This window comes from Burkholderia sp. MSMB1498 (assembly GCF_001526245.1).
Lineage (GTDB): Bacteria > Pseudomonadota > Gammaproteobacteria > Burkholderiales > Burkholderiaceae > Burkholderia > Burkholderia savannae.
This window is the reverse complement of record NZ_LOYJ01000084.1, coordinates 155421-176666: the sequence shown is the minus strand read 5'-3', so window position 1 is coordinate 176666 and position 21246 is coordinate 155421. Positions and strand designations below refer to the sequence as shown.

Sequence of the window (21246 nt, the reverse complement as noted above, 5' to 3'; positions counted from 1 at the left end):
CGCCCTCGGCAGGAGCCTCGCGCTCCAGCTCCCGCCTCGACTCCCTTCTCGCTCGAGCGCGGGCGGGCCTCTCGGACGGTACGCACGCGCTCTTGGGATTCGACCGACCCCCGCGTCTAGTCCGCCGATCTGCTCCACGCGTTTCGCGGTGTGAGCGCCGCGACCCACATACAGCGAGTTGCTTTAAATCTAGCTATTTTGACCTGCGGCGTGCCTGTAAGCCGGGCATCTCGACTCGAAAAACTTTTGCGACGTCCGCGCGTAAAATCTCCGAACCAATAAAAATTTTGCGCAACAGAGCATGAATATCCCCCCACAATTCGCTCGAGCAGTCTGTCCGCACGATTGTCCCGACACGTGCGCAATCCGCGTCACGGTCGAGAACGGTAGAGCCGTCAAGGTCGCCGGCGACCCCGATCATCCGCCAACTCAAGGCGTTCTCTGCACCAAGGTGAGCCGATATGCAGATCGTGTTCATCACCCCGAGCGGCTCACGGTGCCCCTCAAGCGAATCGGCCGGAAAGGGGCGGGGCGATTCGAGCCGATCAGTTGGGACGAAGCGAACAACCTGGTGGCGCAGAGGCTATCGGAAATCGCCCGCCGGGCCCCCGAAGCCATTGTTCCCTACAGCTATGCGGGAACGATGGGGCTTATCCAGGGCGAAAGCATTGCTCAACGTTTTTTCAACAAACTCGGTGCGTCGCGCCTCGAAAGAACGATCTGCTCGGCGGCCGGCGCCGCGGGGCTGCGCTACACGTACGGCGCGAGCGTCGGGATGCATTTCGAATTCTACGAGGAGAGCGACCTCATCTTGATCTGGGGGGCAAATCCGATCGCCTCCAATCTGCATTTCTGGACGCGCGCGCAAGAAGCCAAGCGTCGTGGTGCGCGCCTGATCGCCATCGATCCGTACCGCTCGTTGACGGCGGAAAAATGTCATCAACACATCGCGTTGAAGCCGGGGACGGATGGTGCGCTTGCGCTTGGCATCATGCACGTGTTGATCGACGAAGGCCTCATCGATCAGGACTACATCCGCGATTACACGCTCGGTTTTGATGCGCTGAAAGTGCGCGCGCTGAATTATTCGCCCGAGCGCGTAGCCGGGATCTGCGGCGTGACGGTCGAGGAAATCGTCGAGCTGGCGCGCCTTTACGGACGCACGCGCAAGGCCTCGATTCGTCTCAATTACGGCATGCAGCGCGTGCGCGGCGGCGGCAACGCGGTCCGCGCCATCGCCTGTTTGCCCGCGCTCACGGGGGCGTGGCGTGATCGCGCAGGCGGGCTGCTCCTGTCCTCGTCCGAATGGGCGCCAGTCGACTCCGCTGCTCTGGCGCGCCCTGACTTGCTGCCGGATTGGCCGAACAAGCTGCCGCGTTCGATCAATATGAATGCAATTGGCGACGCGTTGCTGCATCCCGGCGATCAGGATTTCGGGCCGAAGGTGGAGGCGATCATCGTCTACAACTCGAATCCGGTCGCCGTTGCTCCCGACTCGGAGAAGGTCGCCGCCGGCTTTGCACGAGAGGACCTGTTCACCGTCGTTCTCGAGCATTTCAAGACAGATACCGCCGACTACGCAGATCTTCTGTTGCCGGCGACGACGCAGCTCGAGCATCTCGACGTTCACAAATCATATGGTCACACCTATGTGATGGCGAACTTGCCGTCGATCCCGCCGGTCGGCGAGGCGCGCCCGAACACGGAGATATTTCGCGGCATCGCGCGCAGCATGGGGCTCGACGAGCCGGCGCTCCACGACGACGACGAAACGCTCGCTCGCCTGTCGCTGCGCTGGAACGATTCGTCGCTGCAGAGCGATTGGGACACGCTCAAGCAGGCAGGTTGGCTCAAGCTGAAGCTCGCCGAAGCGCCATTCGCAAACGGCGGCTTTCGGACGCCGTCCGGGAAGTGCGAGTTCTACAGCGAGCGCCTCGCAGAAATGGGCCTTGATCCATTGCCGGACTACCTGCCGCCTTACGAATCCGCGGACGGCGCGCCCGAGCTGGCTGCCCGCTATCCGCTCGCGATGATCTCGCCGCCCGCCCGCCACTTCCTGAACAGCACGTTCGTCAACGTCGCGAGCCTGCGCGCGACGGAGGGCGAGCCGCACCTCGACATCCATCCGGCCGACGCCGAGCATCGCGGCATTGCCGACGGCGACCCGGTGCGTATCTTCAACGATCGCGGTTCGCTGCGCGCGAAGGCTCGCGTGACCGACCGGGCGCGGGAAGGGCTCGTCGTCGGCCTGTCGATCTGGTGGAAGAAGCTTGCGCCGGACGGCCGCAACGCAAATCAGGTGACGAGCCAGGCGCTGACCGATCTGGGCCGCGGCGCGACGTTCTACGACTGTCTGGTCGAGGTCGAGCGCGGATGACGCGATTCGGCAGCGAACGTTCCGGCATCTTTACGCAAGTTGGAAAGGAGTGTCTAACCCGGTTGTCTGGACCGGGCCGACCCGTTACGATGCCAATTTTTAGCACGACCATTCGAAAATCAGTGAGGAGACGCGCCGCATGGACAAAATTTGGCTGAAATCGTATCCGCTCGGTGTCCCGGCCGAAATTGACGCGTCCCCGTATTCGTCCGTCCCCGATCTGCTCGACGAAAGCTTTAGTCTTTATCGGGACCAGAAGGCGTTCATCTGCATGGGCAAGGCGATCACGTACGGCGAGCTGGACGTGCTGTCGCGCAAGCTCGGCGCGTGGCTTCAGTCGCGCGGCCTGTCGCGCGGCGCGCGGGTCGCGATCATGATGCCGAACGTGCTGCAGTACCCGGTGGCGATCGCCGCGGTGCTGCGCGCGGGCTATACGGTCGTCAACGTCAATCCGCTCTATACGCCGCGCGAACTCGAGCACCAATTGAAGGACAGCGGCGCCGAGGCGATCGTGATCCTCGAGAACTTCGCGACGACGCTGCAGGCGGTGATTGCGAAGACGTCGGTCAAGCACGTCGTCGTCGCCGCGATGGGCGATCTGCTCGGCGTGAAGGGCGTCCTCGTCAATTACGTCGTGCGCCGCGTGAAGAAGATGGTGCCGGCATGGAGCCTGCCGTCGTACACGCGATTCAATGCGGCGCTCGCCGCGGGCGGCCGGCAGTCCTTCAAGCAGGCGAAGCCTGCGCCCGACGACGTCGCGTTCCTCCAGTACACGGGCGGCACGACAGGCGTCGCGAAGGGCGCGACGCTGCTTCATCGCAACATCGTGTCGAACGTGCTGCAGGCGCAGGCATGGCATGAGCCGGCGCATGCGAAGCGCCCGGAAGTGAAGCAGTTCATCACCGTGATCGCGCTGCCGCTCTATCACGTGTTCGCGCTGACTGTCTGCGGGCTGCTGACGCTGCGCACGGGCGGCACGGGGATTTTGATCCCGAATCCGCGCGACATCGCCGGCATGATCAAGGAGTTGAAGGGCTACCAGATCATCACGATTCCGGCCGTCAACACGCTGTACAACGCGCTGCTGAACCATCCGGATTTCGAGCAGCTCGATTTCTCGAAGCTCGCGGTCGCCAACGGCGGCGGGATGGCGATTCAGGAAAGCGTCGCGAAGCGCTGGTACGACAAGACGAAGACGCCGATCGTCGAAGGCTACGGCTTGTCCGAAACCTCGCCTGTCGCGACCTGCAACCCGGTCACCGCCACCGAATATAGCGGCACGATCGGCTTGCCGCTACCGTCGACCGAGATCGCAATCCGCGACGACGCGGGTGACGACGTGCCGCTGGGCCAGCCGGGCGAGATCTGCATTCGCGGTCCGCAGGTGATGGCGGGCTACTGGAATCGCCCGGACGAAACCGCGAAGGTCATGATGCCGGACGGCTTCTTCAAGACGGGCGACGTCGGCGTGATGGACGAACGCGGCTACGTGAAGATCGTCGACCGCAAGAAGGACATGATTCTCGTGTCGGGCTTCAACGTCTATCCGAACGAGGTCGAGGACGTGGTCGCGTCGCACCCGGGCGTGTTCGAAGTCGCGGCCGTCGGCGTGCCCGACGAGCACTCGGGCGAGGCGGTGAAGCTGTTCGTCGTCAAGAAGGACCCGGCGCTCACCGACAAGGATCTGATCGCCTACTGCAAGGATCGGCTCACTGGCTACAAGCGGCCGAAGTACGTCGAATTCCGCGCCGATCTGCCGAAGACCAACGTCGGCAAGATCCTGCGGCGCGAGTTGCGCGACGGCAAGGCGTAACGGGCATCGCCCCGCCGCGCTCAGAATGGGCGGCGGCGTCGCCCGGCTTGACGCGGCGGGCCTGCGGCGGCTGCCGTCCGCTCGTTTCCGAATCGAGGCGTTCGCTTCCCGGGACGCTTGCTTTCGAACCGCTGCGCTGTTTCTCACGGTCGCATCAACGTCGAGTTCCGGAACAGGTCGGCAGAAGTTGATCGCCATAACGCCCGGTGCGCCGCATCGGGCGTTTTGCATTGAATGTCGACGTGTGGCGGTTCATGCCCGCGCAAATGCGAACGGTTTCCTTGATGCGACATTCCGGCGCGAACGGCTTCGATTCTCGCTGACGCATGGCGGAGCAAGGCCGGATGAATGAACGCAATCCCGCAACCGTGCTCGCGCAGCCGTTCCGGCACCGCCCCCGGAGGCCGTAGCGTTGCTGCCCCTCCTTGCACGCCGGTTCGCCGCTTCCGCACGTTTCGCGGCCGGCAACTCGGAAGCCAGGCTATCGTTGCGGTGCGTGCGCTTACCTTCTTGCGCCGCCCGACATCTCTTCGACCCAGCAAAAAAGCGCCAACCTGTCGCAGGCCGAACCCGCATCAATAAAAAAGGCGCCCGAAGGCGCCTTTTAAGTTACTACCGAGTGTTACCCGCTTATTAGAACTTGTGGCGGATGCCCACGCGCGCCGCGAACTGGTTGCGGTTCGACGACGGCGTCAGGCCGTTGATCGCGGCGGTTGCCGGGCCGACCGTGTTGCCGTCGGCTTCGATCACGTTGCCCGAAGCGTGCTGATACACGCCGATTGCGTAGACGTCGGTGCGCTTCGACAGGAAGTAGTCGACGCCGACCGAGCCCTGGTGATACTTGGCTGCCGACGCGCCGGCGATCTTGCTGCCTTGCGTGTAGTCATACGCCGCGCCGGCGAGGAGCGCCGGGGTCAACTGATACTTGAAGTTGACTTCCGCGTTGTTGAACGTCGCGGTCTGGCTCGGGAATGCCGTGCTCGCGAAATTCATGAACTTGATGTTCGAGTACGTGACGCCGACCGTCGCCGCGCCGAACGAGTAGGCGCCGCCCGCACCGATCACCTGGTACGTGTGAGCCGATGCGTAGCCTGCGTAGACCGGGGTCGTCACGGCAGCCGGCGTGCTCGTCGTCGTGTTGTTGCCGAACAGGCCGCCAGCCGTCGCCGGCGTGCGCGCGTTCAAGTAGCCGACGCCCAGCACGAGCGGGCCGTTCGTGTAGCCTGCGCCGAGCGACCAGGTCTGGTTGCGGCTGAAGTCGCCGGCGACGCCGCCGAAGCTGTACAGGCCGCCGAACGTGAAGCCGCCGTAGTTCGCGCTCGTGAACTTGACTGCGTTGTTCACGCGGTACGCGTTGTTGAAGTTGTCGAGGTCGCCCGGGTGAGCGGCGATGTAGCCGCCCCACTGATCGCCCGCTTCCAGCGGACCGACGAAGTCGACGACGGAGTCGTACTGGCGGCCGAGCGTGACGGTGCCGAAGCCGCTCGACAGGCCGACGTAAGCCTGACGGCCGAATTCGAGGCCGCCCTGACCGAACTTGCCGGAGTTCACGTCGAAGCCGTTTTCGAGGACGAACACAGCCTTCAGGCCGCCGCCGAGGTCTTCCGTGCCGCGCAGGCCCCAGCGGCTACCCTGCATGACGCCGCTCGACAGGTTGTACAGGTGCTTGCCACCAGCGTTGGTGTTGATGTTGAAGCCTTCGTCGATGATGCCGTACAGCGTCACGCTGCTTTGCGCATGAGCGGCGCCAGCGAACGCGCTCAGCGCGACGAGCGCGAGAAGCGACTTTTTCATTAAAAGATCTCCAAGGATGACAAATTTATTGTGGCGGGGCCGATGTTTGTTTTTGATGGCGATACCCGCGCGAACTTCGAATGAAGCCGCTCGTAATGTAGCAAAAGGACTTTTTGGGACAAAGCGAAAGAGCGGTACACGCGTCTCCCATGTTTCCTTTACGCAACAATGGTTAAAATCACGGGTTAACCGCTATTTTCCGGCGCTACCGTGCTAGGTAGCCGCAATAAAATTGTTACGAATTCCTTACTGCGTGCAATATGCCCGCACGGAGAAACGCGATGGTGTTTGACGAACTGATCAGTGAATTTGACCGGGGCCTGCGCTCGATCACGGGCGTGAGCCGGATGAGCCGGCCGGTGCCCGCGCCTGATGCCGCGGCGCCCGCCGAGCTCACTGCCGCCGAGCGCAAGCACGCGGCGGGGCTGATGCGGGTGAATCACGTCGGCGAGGTCTGCGCGCAGGCGCTCTATCAGGCGCAGAAGCTCACGACGTCGTCGTCCGAGTTAAAGGAGATGTTCGAGCATGCGGGGCGCGAGGAGGAGGATCACCTCGCGTGGACCGCGCACCGCCTGAAGCAACTCGATTCGCGGCCGAGCCTGCTGAATCCGCTGTGGTATGCGGGCGCGCTCGCGATCGGCGTCGTCGCCGGGCGTCTCGGTGACAAGGTGAGCCTCGGCTTCATGGCCGAGACGGAGCGGCAGGTCGAGAGCCATCTGGACAGCCATCTGTCGGCGCTGCCGGCGGCCGATGTCGAATCGCGCGCGATCGTCGAGCAGATGCGCGCCGACGAGGTCAAGCACGGCAAGACGGCGACCGACGCGGGCGGCATCGAACTGCCGATGCCGGCGCGGATGCTGATGCGCGCCGCGTCGAAAGTCATGACAAGCACTGCATACTATCTGTGAGACATACGTCGGGACGGCCGCATGCGCGGCGTCCCGGCCGACGACGGAAACCCGCCTCTTTTCCCGCGCCTTTTCCCCCGCCGAAATACCTGCTGTCGCGCCCACCTGGGGCGTGCTTCTCATGTACCACTTTCACAAGATGCACTAGCCCATTCATTTATAACGTTTTTTGGTTTGAGGGCCAGCTTGAGGAGGCGAGCGTAAGTCCTTGTTCTGACTAACAAAATTCGTCAAAAAAACGGGAGCCTCCCTTGACCGCCCATAGGCCTTCCTCTAAAGTGGGAGACAGTGTGAGAAAGTGTATTTTTGTGTGATTTGCCGGGCTTTTCCGGCTAGATTCTCAGCATTGGGCGGGTACTTCGGTGCCCTGATCGGGAGAGCGGAAAAGTGTTCCAAGGGGCGTCGGCGCTGACGCTCGATGCGAAAGGGCGGATGTCGATGCCGTCTCGCTATCGCGAAGCGCTGCAAGGACAGGCAGAAGGACGGGTGACTGTGACCAAGCACCCGGACGGCTGCCTGTTGCTGTTTCCGCGCCCCGAATGGGAAGTGTTCCGCGCGAAGATCGCCGCGCTGCCGATGGATGCGCATTGGTGGCGCCGTATTTTTCTCGGCAACGCGATGGACGTCGATCTCGACAGCGCGGGCCGGATTCTGGTGTCTCCCGAGCTGCGGATGGCGGCCGGGTTGGAAAAGGAAGTCATGTTGCTGGGAATGGGAAGTCACTTCGAGCTGTGGGACGCGCAGACCTACATCGCGAAGGAGCAGGCGGCGATGGCGCAGGGCATGCCCGAAGCGCTGAAGAATTTCACGTTCTGATTGCGGTGACGGAGACGCCCGCGATGGGAAACGAATTGCAGCATCGCACGGTGCTGTTGGACGAAGCGGTCGATGCGCTCGTGACGCGGCCCGACGGCGTGTACGTCGACGGCACGTTCGGACGCGGCGGCCATAGCCGCGCGGTGCTCGCGCGCTTGGGCGAAGCGGGGCGGCTGATTGCGTTCGACAAGGACCCGCGCGCGATCGAGACGGCGAAGGGCATCGAGGACGCGCGCTTCGAGATCGTCCACGACAGCTTCGCGGCGCTGAAGGGTGCGCTCGACGCGCGCGGAGTGGGGCGGGTGTCGGGCGTGTTGCTGGACCTGGGCGTGTCGTCGCCGCAGGTGGATGATCCGCAGCGGGGTTTCAGTTTCCGCGCGAACGGCCCGCTCGACATGCGGATGGACCCGACGCGCGGCGAGTCGGCGGCCGAGTGGCTCGCGCGGGCGTCGGTGCAGGAATTGACGGAGGTGATACGAGATTATGGGGAAGAACGGTTTGCTTTTCAGATTGCAAAGGCGATTGTTGCTCGCCGGGCAGAGTCCGGCCGTCTCGGGCCTCTCGACAGCACGGGCGAGCTTGCCGAAATCGTGGGTCACGTCGTCAAGACCCGTGAGAAGGGCAAGGACCCGGCAACCCGCACCTTTCAAGCTATACGGATTCACGTCAATCAAGAGCTTGCGGACCTGCAAGTCGTTCTAGAGGCAGCACTGTCGTTGTTGGAGCAAGGGGGGCGGCTGGTGGTCATCAGCTTTCATTCGCTCGAGGACCGGATCGTCAAGCGATTCATGCAGACGCACGCCAGCGCGCCTGCGGTCGACCGCCGCCTGCCGATCCGCGCCGTCGATCTGCCCAGCCCGCCGCTCAAGCTGCTCGGCCGGAAGTTTCCGAGCGACGCGGAAGTCGTGGCCAATCCGCGTGCCCGTTCGGCGGTGATGCGCATCGCGGAGCGCGTCGCGCCATGAGCCGCCTCAACATCTTCCTGCTGATCATCGTGATGGGATGCGCGCTGTCGGTCGTCAATTCGACCAACCAGCAGCGGCAGATCTTCATTCAATTGCAGCGCGCGCAATCGCAGGAGCATCAGCTTCAGCAGGACTACGCGCAGCTTCAGTATCAGCAGAGCGCGCTGTCGAAGACGTCGCGCATCGAGCAGCTCGCGACGAGCTCGCTGAAGATGCAGTCGATCACGACGGGGCGCACGCAGTACCTGACGCTCGCGCCCGGCGCGGCGAAGGCCGTCGACGCGCCGCTGCCGGCGTCCGCCGCGTCGCAGGGGGGCGCGCGATGAAGCCCGCGTCGAAGCGCACGCAAGGCGTGAAGTTCGCATCGAGCCCGGTGCTGTCGGTCCATCTGCCGATGTGGCGCTCGAAGCTCGTCGTGTTCATGCTGTTCATGGCGTTCGTCGCGCTCGCGATCCGCGCGTTCTGGATTCAGGGGCCCGGCAACGCGTTCTATCAGAAACAGGGCGAAAGCCGCTATCAGCGCACGCTCGAATTGCCGGCGACGCGCGGCAAGATCCTCGATCGCAACGGCCTCGTGCTGGCGACGAGCCTGCCCGTGCGCGCGATCTGGGCGATTCCCGCCGACGTGCCCGACGATCTCGGCGCGGACAAGCTCGACGCGCTCGGCAAGCTGCTCGGGATGACGGCGAAGGAGCTGAAGACGAAGCTGTCGGAGGACAAGACTTTCGTCTACGTGAAGCGCCAGGTGCCGCTCGACGTCGCCGACCAGGTCGCGAAGCTCGACATTCCCGGCATCTATCAGCGTGCCGAGTACAAGCGCTTCTATCCGGAAGGCGAGATCACCGCGCACCTGATCGGCTTCACGAACGTCGAGGACGAAGGGCAGGAGGGCGTCGAGCTCGCCGACCAGAAGATGCTCGTCGGCACGCCGGGCAGCCGCCACGTGATCAAGGACCGCGTCGGGCACATCGTCGAGGACGTCGACGCGCAGGTGCCGCCGCACAACGGCGACGACGTCGATCTGTCGATCGACAGCAAGATCCAGTACATCACGTATACGAATCTGAAGGCGGCCGTCGAGAAGTTTCACGCGAAGGCGGGCGCGGCGATGGTGATCGACGTGCAGACGGGCGAGGTGCTGTCGCTCGTCAATTATCCGACGTACAACCCGAACGATCGCTCGCACCTGACGGGCGAGCAGTTGCGCAACCGCGTGCTGACCGACGTGTTCGAGCCGGGCTCGATCATGAAGCCGTTCACGGTGTCGCTCGCGCTCGATCTGCATCGCGTGACGCCGAACACGCTCGTCGACACGGGCAACGGCCACTTCGTGCTCGACGGCGCGCCGATCACCGACGATTCGGGTTTCGGCACGCTGACGGTGGGCGGCGTGATCCAGAAATCGAGCAACATCGGCGCGACGAAGATCGCGATGACGATGAAGCCCGAGGAAATGTGGAATATGTATGCGGGCATCGGGCTCGGGCAGGCGCCGAAGGTCGGGTTCCCCGGCGCGGCGGCGGGCCGGCTGCGTCCGTGGAAGAACTGGCGGCGGATCGAGCAGGCGACGATGTCGTACGGCTACGGCCTGTCGGTGTCGCTGTTCCAGCTCGCGCGCGCGTACACCGCGATCGCGCACGACGGCGAGCTGATGCCCGTTACGATCTTCAAGACGAGCGACGCGCAGCCGGCGACCGGGCCGCGCATCTTCTCGCCGACGACCGCGCGCGAAGTGCGCACGATGCTCGAATCCGTCGTGTCGCCGCAGGGCACGTCGCCGAACGCGGCGGTGCCGGGCTACCGCGTCGGCGGCAAGAGCGGCACCGCTTACAAGCAGGTCGGCCGCGGCTATGATCACAAGAAGTATCGTGCGTCGTTCGTCGGGATGGCGCCGATGCCGAATCCGCGCATCGTCGTCGCGGTGTCGGTCGACGAGCCTACGATGGGCGGCCACTTCGGCGGCCAGGTGTCAGGCCCCGTGTTCTCCGCGATCGTCGGCGACACGCTGCGCGCGCTGAACGTGCCGCCCAACATGCCGGTCAAGCAGCTTGTCGTGTCGGACGATATGGCGAACTCAGCCGCCCCGCAGAAGCTGGCCGCGAACGCGCCGGCGAAGCACATGATCGTGTCGAGCACGACACACAACCGTCCTGGAGTAGTTCGATGAGCGCCGCGCGCAGTTCTCATCCGGCGCACCAACAGATCGCAGCCGCGCTCGCGTGGCTGCGCGCGCATGCCGCGTCCGGCGCGCAATTGCATGCCGACACGCGCAGCCTGCAAGCAGGCGACATATTCGTCGCCTATGCGGTCGACGGCGCGGACAATCGTCCGTTCATTGCCGACGCGCTCGCGCGCGGCGCGGCGGCCGTGCTGTATCAGCCGGAAGGGTTCTCGGCCGAAGGTCTCGACCCCGCGACGTCGCTCGCCGTGCCCGCGCTCGACGAGCTCGCGGGCGACATCGCGAGCGGCTGGTACGGCGATCCGAGCGATGCGCTGTTCACGGTCGGCGTGACGGGCACGAACGGCAAGACGTCGTGCACGCAATGGATCGCGACCGCGCTCACCGCGTTGCGCGAGCCGTGCGCGGTGATCGGCACGCTCGGCAGCGGGATGCCCGGACAGCTCGTGCACACGGGCTTCACGACGCCCGACGCGCCGCAACTGCAGCGCAGCCTCGCGCAGCTGCGCGGCGCGGGCGCGCAGGCCATTGCGATGGAAGTGTCGTCGCACGCGCTGCACCAGGGGCGCGTGAACGGCACCGCGTTCGACGTCGCGGTGTTCACGAACCTGACGCAGGATCACCTCGATTACCACCGCACGTTCGAGGCTTACGAGGCGGCGAAGACGAAGCTCTTCGCGTGGCGCGGGCTGCGCGTCGCGATCGTCAATCGCGACGATCCGGCCGGCCGCCGCCTGCTCGCGAATCTCGCCGGCCGCGTGCGGACGATCGCGTACGGGATCGGCGCGCGGCCGCGAGCGGCGGACGCCGATCGCGAGCTCGTCGCGACGAACGTGCGCGCGACCGCGACGGGCACCGCATTTCATCTGAGCTCGTCGTGGGGCAAAGCGGACGTCGAAGTCGGCACGCTCGGCGCGTTCAACGTGAGCAATCTGCTCGCGGTGCTCGGCACGCTGCTCGTGGCCGACGTGCCGCTCGACGCGGCGCTCGCGGAAATCCAGAAGCTCGAATCGGTCAACGGGCGGATGCAGCGGCTCGGCGGGCGGCTTCAGAACGACGAGCCGCTCGTCGTCGTCGACTACGCGCACACGCCGGACGCGCTCGAGAAGACGCTCGACGCGCTGCGCCCGATCGCGCAAGCGCGCGGCGGCGAGCTCGTCTGCATGTTCGGCTGCGGCGGCGACCGCGACGCGACCAAGCGCCCGCTGATGGGCGCGATCGCCGAACGGCTCGCGGACAAGGTCGTCGTGACGAGCGACAACCCGCGTAGCGAGAATCCGCAGACGATCATCGACCAGATCGCCGCCGGCATGCAGGACGCCGCGAAGGCGCGCCGCATCGAGGACCGCGCGAGCGCGATCCTGCAGGCGGTGCGCGGCGCCGCGCGCGAGGACGTCGTGCTGCTGGCCGGCAAGGGGCACGAGGCGACGCAGGAAATCATGGGCAAGAAGCGCACGTTCTCCGATCAGGATCATGCGCGCCTCGCGCTCGCCGCGCGCACGACGCAGACTCGCGGAGGCGGCGAATGACGATGCTGACCTTGCGCGAAGCCGCGGCGATGATTCCCGGCGCGACGGTGCTCGGCGACGAGTGCGCGTCGTTCGAGCGGGTGTCGACGGACAGCCGCACGGCGGGGCCGGGCGATCTGTTCGTCGCGCTGAAGGGCGAGCGCTTCGACGCGCACGATTTCGTCGGCGACGTGGCCGCGCGCGGCGCGAGCGCCGCGATCGTATCGCGCAGCCCGGCCGAATGGAACCTGCCCGCGCTGAAGGTTGCCGATACGCGCGCCGCGCTCGGCGCGCTCGCGCACGGCTGGCGGATGCGCTTTTCGATGCCGCTCGTCGCGGTCACGGGCAGCAACGGCAAGACGACCGTGAAGGAGATGATCGCGTCGATCTTCGCGGCGGCGGTCGGCGATGACGCGCGCCTTGCGACCTCGGGCAACTTCAACAACGACGTCGGCCTGCCGCTCACGCTGCTGCGCCTCACCGCCGCGCACCGGCTCGCGGTCGTCGAGCTCGGGATGAATCATCCGGGCGAGACGGAGACGCTCGCGCGCATTGCCGCGCCGACGGTCGCGCTCGTGAACAACGCGCAGCGCGAGCATCAGGAATTCATGGCGACGGTCGAGGCGGTCGCGCTCGAGCACGCGGCCGTCATCCACGCACTCGGCCCGGACGGCGTCGCGGTGTTTCCGGCCGACGACGCGTACGCGGGCATCTGGCGCGTCGCGGCGACCGGCAACCGGATCGTCGACTTCGCGCTGCACGGCGCCGGGCGCGACGCGCCCGCCGCGGTGACGGGCGCGCTCGACGGCAGCCGGCTCGCGATCGCGACGCCCGGCGGCCGCGTCGACGTGCAGCTCAACGCGCTCGGCGAGCACAACGCGCGCAACGCGCTCGCCGCGACGGCGGCGGCGCTCGCGGCCGGCGTGCCGCTCGCGGCGATCAAAGCGGGGCTCGAGGCGTTCGTGCCAGTGAAGGGGCGGCTGCAGGTGACGCGCGCGACCATCGGCTCGCTCGCGGGCGCGACGGTGATCGACGACACCTACAACGCGAACCCCGATTCGATGCGCGCCGCGATCGACGTGCTCGCCGCGCAATCGGCGCCGCGCGTGCTCGTGATCGGCGAGATGGGCGAAGTCGGCGACGATGGGCCGGCGTTTCATCGCGAGATCGGCGGCTATGCGCGCGAGCGCGGGATCGACGCGCTTTTCGCGCTCGGCGCGGCCACGCTGCCCGCGTGCGAGGCGTACGGCGGGGCCGCGCGCCACTTCGACGACGCGGCGGCGCTGACCGCCGCGCTGCTCGCCGCGAGCTTCGGCGCGCACGCGACGCTCCTCGTGAAGGGCTCGCGGTTCATGAAGATGGAGCGCGTCGTCGGCGCGCTCGCGAACGAAACCGCGCCGGGCGCAGCGCCCGGCGCACACTGAGGAAGGAAGTAAGCATGCTGCTGGCGTTGGCGCAATGGCTGCAAGGTGACGCAAGCTTTTTGCGCTTGTTCACGTATCTGACGTTCCGGGCGGTGATGGCCACCATCACGGCGCTCGTGATCGGTCTCGTCTGCGGCCCGTGGGTGATTCGCAAGCTCACGCAGATGAAGGTCGGCCAGGCGGTGCGCAAGGACGGCCCGCAGACGCACCTCGTGAAATCCGGCACGCCGACGATGGGCGGCGTGCTGATCCTGATCGGCATCGCGGTCGCGACGTTGCTCTGGGGCGATCTGACGAACCGCTTCATCTGGATCGTGATGCTCGTCACGTTCGGCTTCGGCGTGATCGGCTGGGTCGACGATTATCGCAAGGTCGTCTACAAGGACCCGCGCGGCATGTCGTCGCGCGAAAAGTATTTCTGGCAATCGGTGATCGGCCTGTTCGCGGCCGTCTATCTCGCGTTCAGCGTGTCCGAGGCGAGCAATGTGCGCGTGTTCGACCTGTTCATGGCGTGGGTGCGGAGCGGCTTGTCGATGGGGCTGCCCGCGCGCGCCGACCTGATGTTGCCGTTCCTGAAGTCGATCAGCTATCCGCTCGGCGTCTGGGGCTTCATCGCGCTCACCTATTTCGTGATCGTCGGCGCGAGCAACGCGGTGAACCTGACCGACGGGCTCGACGGCCTCGTGATCATGCCGGTGGTGCTCGTCGGCGCGTCGCTCGGCGTGTTCGCGTACGTGATGGGCAGCGCCGTCTATTCGAAATATCTGCTGTTTCCGCATATTCCGGGCGCGGGCGAGCTGCTGATCTTCTGCTCGGCGATGGGCGGCGCCGGGCTCGCGTTCCTTTGGTACAACACGCACCCGGCGCAGGTGTTCATGGGCGACGTCGGCGCGCTCGCGTTGGGCGGCGCGCTCGGCACGGTCGCCGTGATCGTCCGGCAGGAAATCGTGCTGTTCATCATGGGCGGCATCTTCGTCGCGGAGACGCTGTCCGTGATGCTGCAGGTCACGTGGTTCAAGTACACGAAAAAGCGTTACGGCGAGGGGCGGCGCATCTTCAAGATGGCGCCGCTGCATCACCATTTCGAGTTGTCGGGCTGGAAGGAAACGCAAGTGGTGGTGCGCTTCTGGATCATCACGTTGATGTTGTGCCTGTTCGGTTTGTCCACCCTCAAGCTGCGGTAAAGGGAAGGTAAGGATGTTTGGCGAGATGTTCGGAGATCGGCGGCGGCCGATGGTGCTCGTGCTGGGGCTCGGCGAATCGGGCCTCGCGATCGCGCGGTGGTGCGCGAGGCATGGGTGCCGGCTGCGCGTCGCCGATACGCGCGAGGTGCCGCCCAACCTTGCCGCGTTGACGGCCGCCGGGATCGACGCCGAATTTGTCGGCGGCGCGTTTTCGCCGGCGCTCATCGACGGCGGGATCGAGCTCGTCGCGCTGAGCCCCGGGCTGTCGCCGCTCGCCGGCGATCTCGCGCCGCTTCTCGCCGCCGCGCGCGAGCGGGGCATTCCCGTGTGGGGCGAGCTCGAATTCTTCGCGCAGGCGCTCGGCACGCTCGGCGCGAACGGTTACGCGCCGAAGGTGATCGCGATCACCGGCACGAACGGCAAGACCACGACGACGAGCCTCGCGGGCCTGTTGTGCGAGCGCGCGGGCAAGAAGGTCGCGGTTGCGGGCAACATCAGCCCGGCGATGCTCGACAAGCTGACCGCGGCGATCGACGCGGCCGCGCTGCCGGACGTGTGGGTGCTCGAGCTGTCGAGCTTCCAGCTCGAAACCGCGCACACGTTCGCGCCCGACGCCGCGACGATCCTCAACATCACGCAGGACCACCTCGACTGGCACGGCGGCTTCGCCGCGTACGCGGCCGCGAAAGGGCGGATCTTCGGGCCGCGCACGGCGCGCGTGCTCAACCGCGACGACGCCGAAGTGATGAAGTTCGCGCCGCTTGCGGCGGCGGCCGACGCGCCGCGCGCGATCACGTTCGGCCTGAACGAGCCGGCCGCCGACGGCGATTACGGGCTGCTGCGCGAGAACGGGATCGCCTGGCTCGTCGAGGCGGTCGATCGCGACGCGGCCGATGCGCCCGCCGCGCCGTCGCGCCGCCGCAAGCAGGAAGCGGCGAACCCGCCCGACATCGCGCTGAAGCGCCTGATGCCCGCTGACGCGTTGCGCATCCGCGGGCTGCACAACGCGGCGAACGCGCTCGCCGCATACGCGCTTGCGCGCGCGATCGACCTGCCGGCCGCGCCGCTTTTGCACGGCCTGCGCGAATACCGCGGCGAGCCGCACCGCGTCGAAGTGATCGCGACGCTCGACGGCGTCGATTACGTCGACGACAGCAAGGGCACGAACGTCGGCGCGACGGTCGCGGCGCTCGACGGCCTCGCGCAGCGCGCGGTGCTGATCGCGGGCGGCGACGGCAAGGGCCAGGATTTCGAGCCGCTCGCGGCGCCCGTCGAGCGGTGGTGCCGGGCGGTGATGCTGATCGGCCGCGACGCGCCCGCGCTTCGCGCGGCGCTCGCCGATACAGGCGTGCCGCTTGCCGATCACGCGACGCTCGACGCCGCGGTGCGCGCGGCGAGCGCGCTCGCGCAGCCGGGCGACGCGGTGCTGCTGTCGCCCGCGTGCGCGAGCCTCGACATGTTCCGGAATTACGCGCATCGGGCCGAGGTGTTCCACGGCGCGGTGGAAGACATCGCCTTGGAAAAAGGAACGACGCTATGAGCTGGTCCGATCGCCTCGTTTCCCGCTTCAACGGCACGCGCGACGCGGGCGGCGGCGGCGCGCCGCGCACCGCCGCGCGGGCGGCCTCGGGCGCGCGCGCGGCGGCGGGCGGGCTCGCGAGCGTCGTCAACGGCGCGCGCCCGACCCGCTCGCGGATGCTCGATTTCGATTACTCGTTGCTATGGGTGTCGATCGCGCTCCTCGGCCTTGGCGTCGTGATGGTGTATTCGGCGTCGATCGCGATGCCGGATTCGCCGAAATACGCGTCGTATCACGATTACGCGTTCCTGCTGCGCCACTGCGTGTCGCTCGTCGTCGCGTTCGTCGCGGCGGTGATCGCGTTCCGCGTGCCGGTGTCGACATGGGACAAGTACGCGCCGCATCTCTTCCTGATCGCGCTCGTCGGCCTCGTGATCGTGCTGATTCCGCACGTCGGCAAGGGCGTGAACGGCGCGCGCCGCTGGATTCCGCTCGGCATCACGAACATGCAGCCGTCGGAAATCATGAAGCTCGCGGTGACGATCTACGCGGCGAACTACACGGTGCGCAAGCAGGAGTACATGCAGAGCTTCGCGAAGGGCTTCCTGCCGATGGCGTGCGCGGTCGGCCTCGTCGGCGCGCTGCTGCTGCTCGAGCCGGACATGGGCGCGTTCATGGTGATCGCCGCGATCGCGATGGGCGTGCTGTTCCTCGGCGGCGTGAACGGCAAGCTGTTCGGCGGCCTTGTCGCGACGGCGGTCGGCACCTTCACGATGCTCGTGTGGCTGTCGCCGTGGCGGCGCGAGCGGATTTTCGCGTACCTCGATCCGTGGGACGAGCGCTACGCGCAAGGCAAGGCGTATCAGCTCACGCATTCGCTGATCGCGTTCGGGCGCGGCGAATGGTTCGGCGTCGGCCTGGGCGGCAGCGTCGAAAAGCTCAACTACCTGCCGGAAGCGCACACCGACTTCATTCTGGCGGTGATCGGCGAGGAGCTCGGCTTCGTCGGCGTGCTCGTCGTGATCCTGCTGTTCTACTGGATCGTGCGCCGCGCATTCGAGATCGGCCGCCAGGCGCTCGCGCTCGATCGCACGTTCGCAGGGTTGATGGCGAAGGGCGTCGGCATCTGGTTCGGCGCGCAGGCGTTCATCAACATGGGCGTGAATCTCGGCCTTTTGCCGACCAAGGGGCTCACGCTGCCGCTCGTGAGCTACGGCGGCTCGGGCATTCTGCTCAACTGCGTCGCGCTCGCGGTGTTGCTGCGCGTCGATTATGAAAATCGGGTGCTGATGCGCGGAGGCAAGGTATGACCTCTCGGCGCACGCTGATGGTGATGGCCGGCGGCACCGGGGGCCACGTGTTCCCGGGGCTCGCGGTCGCGCATCGGATGGAGGCGCAGGGCTGGCGCGTCGTGTGGCTCGGCAATCCGGCCGGCATGGAAGCGACGCTCGTGCCGAAGCACGGCATCCCGATGGAGTATGTGCGCTTCGGCGGGCTGCGCGGCAAGGGCCTGAAGACGAAGCTCGCGCTGCCGCTCAATCTGCTGCGCGCGTGCACGCAGAGCCTGCAGGCGCTGCGCCGCGTGAAGCCCGACGTCGTGCTCGGCATGGGCGGCTACATCACGTTCCCGGCGGGGCTGATGACCGTGCTGACGGGCCGTCCGCTCGTGCTGCACGAACAGAATTCGATCGCGGGCCTGACGAACAAGGTGCTCGCGAAGCTCGCGAAGCGCGTGCTCGTCGCGTTTCCGGGCGCGCTGCCGGGCGCCGAATGGACGGGCAACCCGATTCGCGCGGAACTTGCGCGCACGGAACCGCCCCAGGCGCGCTACGCGGCGCGCGGCGGGAAACTGAAGCTGCTCGTCGTCGGCGGCAGCCTGGGCGCGGCCGCGCTGAACGAAGTCGTGCCGCGCGCGCTCGCGCTCCTCGCGCCGAACGAGCGGCCGCAAGTCGTGCATCAGGCGGGCGCGAAGCACATCGATACGCTGAAGGAGAACTACGAAACCGCGGGCCTCGCGTGCGGCAGCGACGTCGCGCTCGTGCCGTTCATCGACGACATGGCGTCCGCCTACGCGAATGCGGATCTCGTGATCTGCCGCTCGGGCGCGATGACGGTCGCGGAGATCGCGGCGGTCGGGGTGGCGGCGCTGTTCGTGCCGTTCCCGCACGCGGTCGACGATCATCAGACGACCAACGCCGAGTTCCTTGCCGAGCAAGGCGCGGCGGTGCTCGTGCAACAACGCGACCTGTCGGCCGAGCTGCTCGCCGACTGGTTGCGCGGCCAGTCGCGGGAATCGCTCGCGGCGATGGCCGAACGTTCGCGCTCGCTCGCGAAGCCGGACGCCACCGACGAAGTCGCGCGCGTGTGCGCGGCGGTGGCGGGCGCGAACCTGGAAGGAAAGCAATGAAACACATCGTCAAACACATTCATTTCGTCGGGATCGGCGGCGCGGGCATGAGCGGCATCGCCGAAGTGCTCGTGAACCTGGGCTATCAGGTGAGCGGCTCCGATCTCGCGCGCAACGCGGTGACCGAACGCCTCGAGGCGCTCGGCGCGCGCGTGTCGATCGGCCACGATGCGGCGAACATCGAAGGCGCGAACGCGGTGGTCGTGTCGACCGCGGTGCGCTCGGACAACCCCGAAGTGCTCGCCGCTCGCCATTTGCGTGTGCCGATCGTGCCGCGCGCGGTGATGCTCGCGGAGCTGATGCGCCTGAAGCAGGGGATCGCGATCGCCGGCACGCACGGCAAGACCACGACGACGAGCCTCGTCGCGAGCGTGCTCGCGGCAGGCGGGCTCGATCCGACGTTCGTGATCGGCGGGCGCCTCACGAGCGCCGGCGCGAACGCGCGGCTCGGCACGGGCGACTTCATCGTCGCGGAAGCCGACGAATCGGACGCGTCGTTCCTGAATCTGTATCCGGTGATCGAGGTCATCACGAACATCGACGCCGATCACATGGATACCTACGGCCACGACTTCGCGCGGCTCAAGCAGGCGTTCATCGAATTCACGCAGCGGCTGCCGTTCTACGGCAGCGCGGTCGTGTGCATCGACGACGCGAACGTGCGGCAGATCGTGCCGCTGATCTCGAAGCCCGTCGTGCGCTACGGCTTCGCGGCGGATGCGCAGGTGCGCGCGGAGAACGTCGAGGCGCGCGACGGCCGGATGCACTTCACGGTGCTGCGCGAAGGGCGCGAGCCGCTGCCCGTCGTGCTGAACATGCCCGGCCTGCACAACGTGCAGAACGCGCTCGCCGCGATCGCGATCGCGACCGATCTCGACGTGGCCGATGCGGCGATCCAGCAGGCGCTCGAGGAATTCAACGGCGTCGGCCGGCGCTTCCAGCGCTACGGCGAGATCGCGGTCGCGGGCGGCGGCGCGTACACGCTGATCGACGACTACGGCCACCATCCGGTCGAGATGGCGGCGACGATCGCGGCCGCGCGCGGCGCGTTCCCGGGCCGCCGGCTCGTGCTCGCGTTCCAGCCGCATCGCTATACGCGCACGCGCGACTGCTTCGACGATTTCGTCAACGTGCTGTCGACCGTCGACGCGCTCGTGCTGACCGAGGTGTACGCGGCGGGCGAGGCGCCGATCGCGACCGCGAACGGCGAGGCGCTGTCGCGCGCGCTGCGCGCGGCGGGCAAGGTCGATCCGGTGTTCGTCGCGACGGTCGACGAGGTGCCGGACGCGCTCGCGAAGGTCGCGCTCGCGGGCGACGTGGTGATCACGATGGGTGCGGGCTCGATCGGCGGGGTGCCGGGCAAGCTCGCGCAAGACACGCAACAGAAGGGATGACATGAGCGGGATCGATCCGAAACGTTTCGGCAAGGTGGCGGTGCTGCTCGGCGGGGAATCCGCCGAGCGCGAGGTGTCGCTGAACTCCGGCCGGCTGGTGCTGCAGGGCTTGCGCGACGCGGGCATCGACGCGCATCCGTTCGATCCGGCGGAGCGGCCGCTCGCGGCGCTCAAGGACGAAGGCTTCGAGCGCGCGTTCAACGCGCTGCACGGCGGCTACGGCGAGAACGGCCAGATCCAGGGCGCGCTCGATTTCTACGGCATCCGCTACACGGGCAGCGGCGTGCTCGGCTCGGCGCTCGGGCTCGACAAGTTCCGCACGAAGCTCGTCTGGCAGCAGACGGGCATCCCGACGCCGCCGTTCGAGACGGTGCTGCGCGGCGACGATTATGCGGCGCGCGCGCAGGACATCGTCGCGAAGCTCGGCGTGCCGCTCTTCGTGAAGCCGGCGAGCGAGGGATCGAGCGTCGCGGTCGAAAAGGTGAAAAGCGCCGATGCGTTGCCCGCCGCACTGGAAGAAGCGGCGAAGCACGACAAGATCGTGATCGTCGAGAAGAGCATCGAAGGCGGCGGCGAGTACACCGCGTGCATCGCCGCGGATCTCGATCTGCCGCTCATCAAGATCGTGCCCGCGGGCGAGTTCTACGACTATCACGCGAAGTACATCGCGAACGACACGCAATACCTGATTCCGTGCGGCCTCGACGCCGCGCAGGAAGCGCAGTTCAAGCGCCTCGCGCGCCGCGCGTTCGACGTGCTCGGCTGCACGGACTGGGGCCGCGCGGACTTCATGCTCGACGCCGCGGGCAACCCGTATTTCCTGGAAGTGAACACCGCGCCGGGGATGACCGATCACTCGCTGCCGCCGAAGGCGGCGCGCGCGGTCGGCATCAGCTACTCGGAGCTGGTGGTGAAGGTGCTTTCGCTCACGCTCGATTGATGCAGGACCGGACTTGAA

Annotated in this window: 16 protein-coding genes; 15 read left to right on the top strand and 1 reads right to left on the bottom strand. The window is 66.7% G+C overall.

Annotation, left to right across the window (positions count from 1 at the left end; genetic code table 11):
* The first annotated feature begins 301 nt into the window (after window positions 1-301).
* Together WS91_RS18755 and WS91_RS18750 are read left to right on the top strand one after the other, a co-directional pair.
* Entirely contained in the window at window positions 302-2377 is a 2076-nt protein-coding gene (locus WS91_RS18755) for a molybdopterin-containing oxidoreductase family protein (protein ID WP_059583238.1), read from the top strand.
* A gap of 139 nt (window positions 2378-2516) precedes the next feature.
* A complete protein-coding gene (locus WS91_RS18750; RefSeq protein WP_038754507.1) occupies window positions 2517-4190 on the top strand; it encodes a long-chain fatty acid--CoA ligase in 1674 nt (557 codons plus the stop codon).
* Window positions 4191-4823: 633 nt separating this feature from the next.
* Here the strand turns inward: WS91_RS18750 and WS91_RS18745 are convergent.
* Window positions 4824-5984 (bottom strand): porin, encoded by a 1161-nt coding sequence (locus WS91_RS18745; RefSeq protein ID WP_059583241.1) that lies wholly within the window; start codon window positions 5982-5984, stop codon window positions 4824-4826.
* Between the two features lie 281 nt (window positions 5985-6265).
* On the opposite strand from WS91_RS18745, the gene coq7 reads away from it, so the two are divergent.
* The 13 genes from coq7 (at window position 6266) to WS91_RS18680 (ending at window position 21228) form a co-directional block, all read left to right on the top strand.
* Entirely contained in the window at window positions 6266-6892 is a 627-nt protein-coding gene (coq7, locus tag WS91_RS18740; RefSeq protein WP_038754501.1) for a 2-polyprenyl-3-methyl-6-methoxy-1,4-benzoquinone monooxygenase, read from the top strand.
* Between the two features lie 387 nt (window positions 6893-7279).
* Window positions 7280-7708: a division/cell wall cluster transcriptional repressor MraZ gene (gene mraZ / locus WS91_RS18735; protein WP_059670754.1), complete on the top strand. Its 429-nt coding sequence runs from the start codon at window positions 7280-7282 to the stop codon at window positions 7706-7708.
* A 23-nt stretch (window positions 7709-7731) separates the two neighbouring features.
* Window positions 7732-8673: a 16S rRNA (cytosine(1402)-N(4))-methyltransferase RsmH gene (gene rsmH, locus WS91_RS18730; RefSeq protein WP_038754495.1), complete on the top strand. Its 942-nt coding sequence runs from the start codon at window positions 7732-7734 to the stop codon at window positions 8671-8673.
* Window positions 8670-8999 carry a cell division protein FtsL gene (gene ftsL, locus WS91_RS18725; protein ID WP_038754492.1) on the top strand — a complete coding sequence of 110 codons (330 nt, stop codon included), beginning with the start codon at window positions 8670-8672 and terminating at the stop codon, window positions 8997-8999. Before rsmH ends, ftsL begins: the two co-directional genes overlap by 4 nt.
* Window positions 8996-10840 (top strand): peptidoglycan D,D-transpeptidase FtsI family protein, encoded by a 1845-nt coding sequence (locus tag WS91_RS18720; protein ID WP_038754490.1) that lies wholly within the window; start codon window positions 8996-8998, stop codon window positions 10838-10840. The genes ftsL and WS91_RS18720 overlap by 4 nt, the downstream gene beginning before the upstream one ends.
* The gene (locus tag WS91_RS18715; RefSeq protein ID WP_059670753.1) at window positions 10837-12381 is read left to right on the top strand and encodes a UDP-N-acetylmuramoyl-L-alanyl-D-glutamate--2,6-diaminopimelate ligase; all 1545 of its coding nucleotides are present in this window, start codon (window positions 10837-10839) and stop codon (window positions 12379-12381) included. Before WS91_RS18720 ends, WS91_RS18715 begins: the two co-directional genes overlap by 4 nt.
* Window positions 12378-13784 (top strand): UDP-N-acetylmuramoyl-tripeptide--D-alanyl-D-alanine ligase, encoded by a 1407-nt coding sequence (locus WS91_RS18710; protein ID WP_059670752.1) that lies wholly within the window; start codon window positions 12378-12380, stop codon window positions 13782-13784. Before WS91_RS18715 ends, WS91_RS18710 begins: the two co-directional genes overlap by 4 nt.
* A gap of 14 nt (window positions 13785-13798) precedes the next feature.
* The gene (gene mraY / locus WS91_RS18705) at window positions 13799-14968 is read left to right on the top strand and encodes a phospho-N-acetylmuramoyl-pentapeptide-transferase (RefSeq protein ID WP_006025147.1); all 1170 of its coding nucleotides are present in this window, start codon (window positions 13799-13801) and stop codon (window positions 14966-14968) included.
* Between the two features lie 25 nt (window positions 14969-14993).
* Entirely contained in the window at window positions 14994-16508 is a 1515-nt protein-coding gene (gene murD / locus WS91_RS18700; RefSeq protein WP_059670758.1) for a UDP-N-acetylmuramoyl-L-alanine--D-glutamate ligase, read from the top strand.
* A complete protein-coding gene (gene ftsW / locus WS91_RS18695; protein WP_038754480.1) occupies window positions 16505-17797 on the top strand; it encodes a putative lipid II flippase FtsW in 1293 nt (430 codons plus the stop codon). The genes murD and ftsW overlap by 4 nt, the downstream gene beginning before the upstream one ends.
* Window positions 17794-18894 (top strand): undecaprenyldiphospho-muramoylpentapeptide beta-N-acetylglucosaminyltransferase, encoded by a 1101-nt coding sequence (murG, locus tag WS91_RS18690; RefSeq protein ID WP_059647147.1) that lies wholly within the window; start codon window positions 17794-17796, stop codon window positions 18892-18894. Before ftsW ends, murG begins: the two co-directional genes overlap by 4 nt.
* Window positions 18891-20288, top strand: coding sequence for a UDP-N-acetylmuramate--L-alanine ligase (gene murC, locus WS91_RS18685; RefSeq protein WP_038754475.1), 1398 nt, complete (start codon window positions 18891-18893; stop codon window positions 20286-20288). The genes murG and murC overlap by 4 nt, the downstream gene beginning before the upstream one ends.
* 1 nt (window position 20289) lies before the next feature.
* Window positions 20290-21228, top strand: a complete 939-nt coding sequence (locus WS91_RS18680) for a D-alanine--D-alanine ligase (protein ID WP_038754472.1) — start codon at window positions 20290-20292, stop codon at window positions 21226-21228.
* Window positions 21229-21246: the final 18 nt, after the last annotated feature.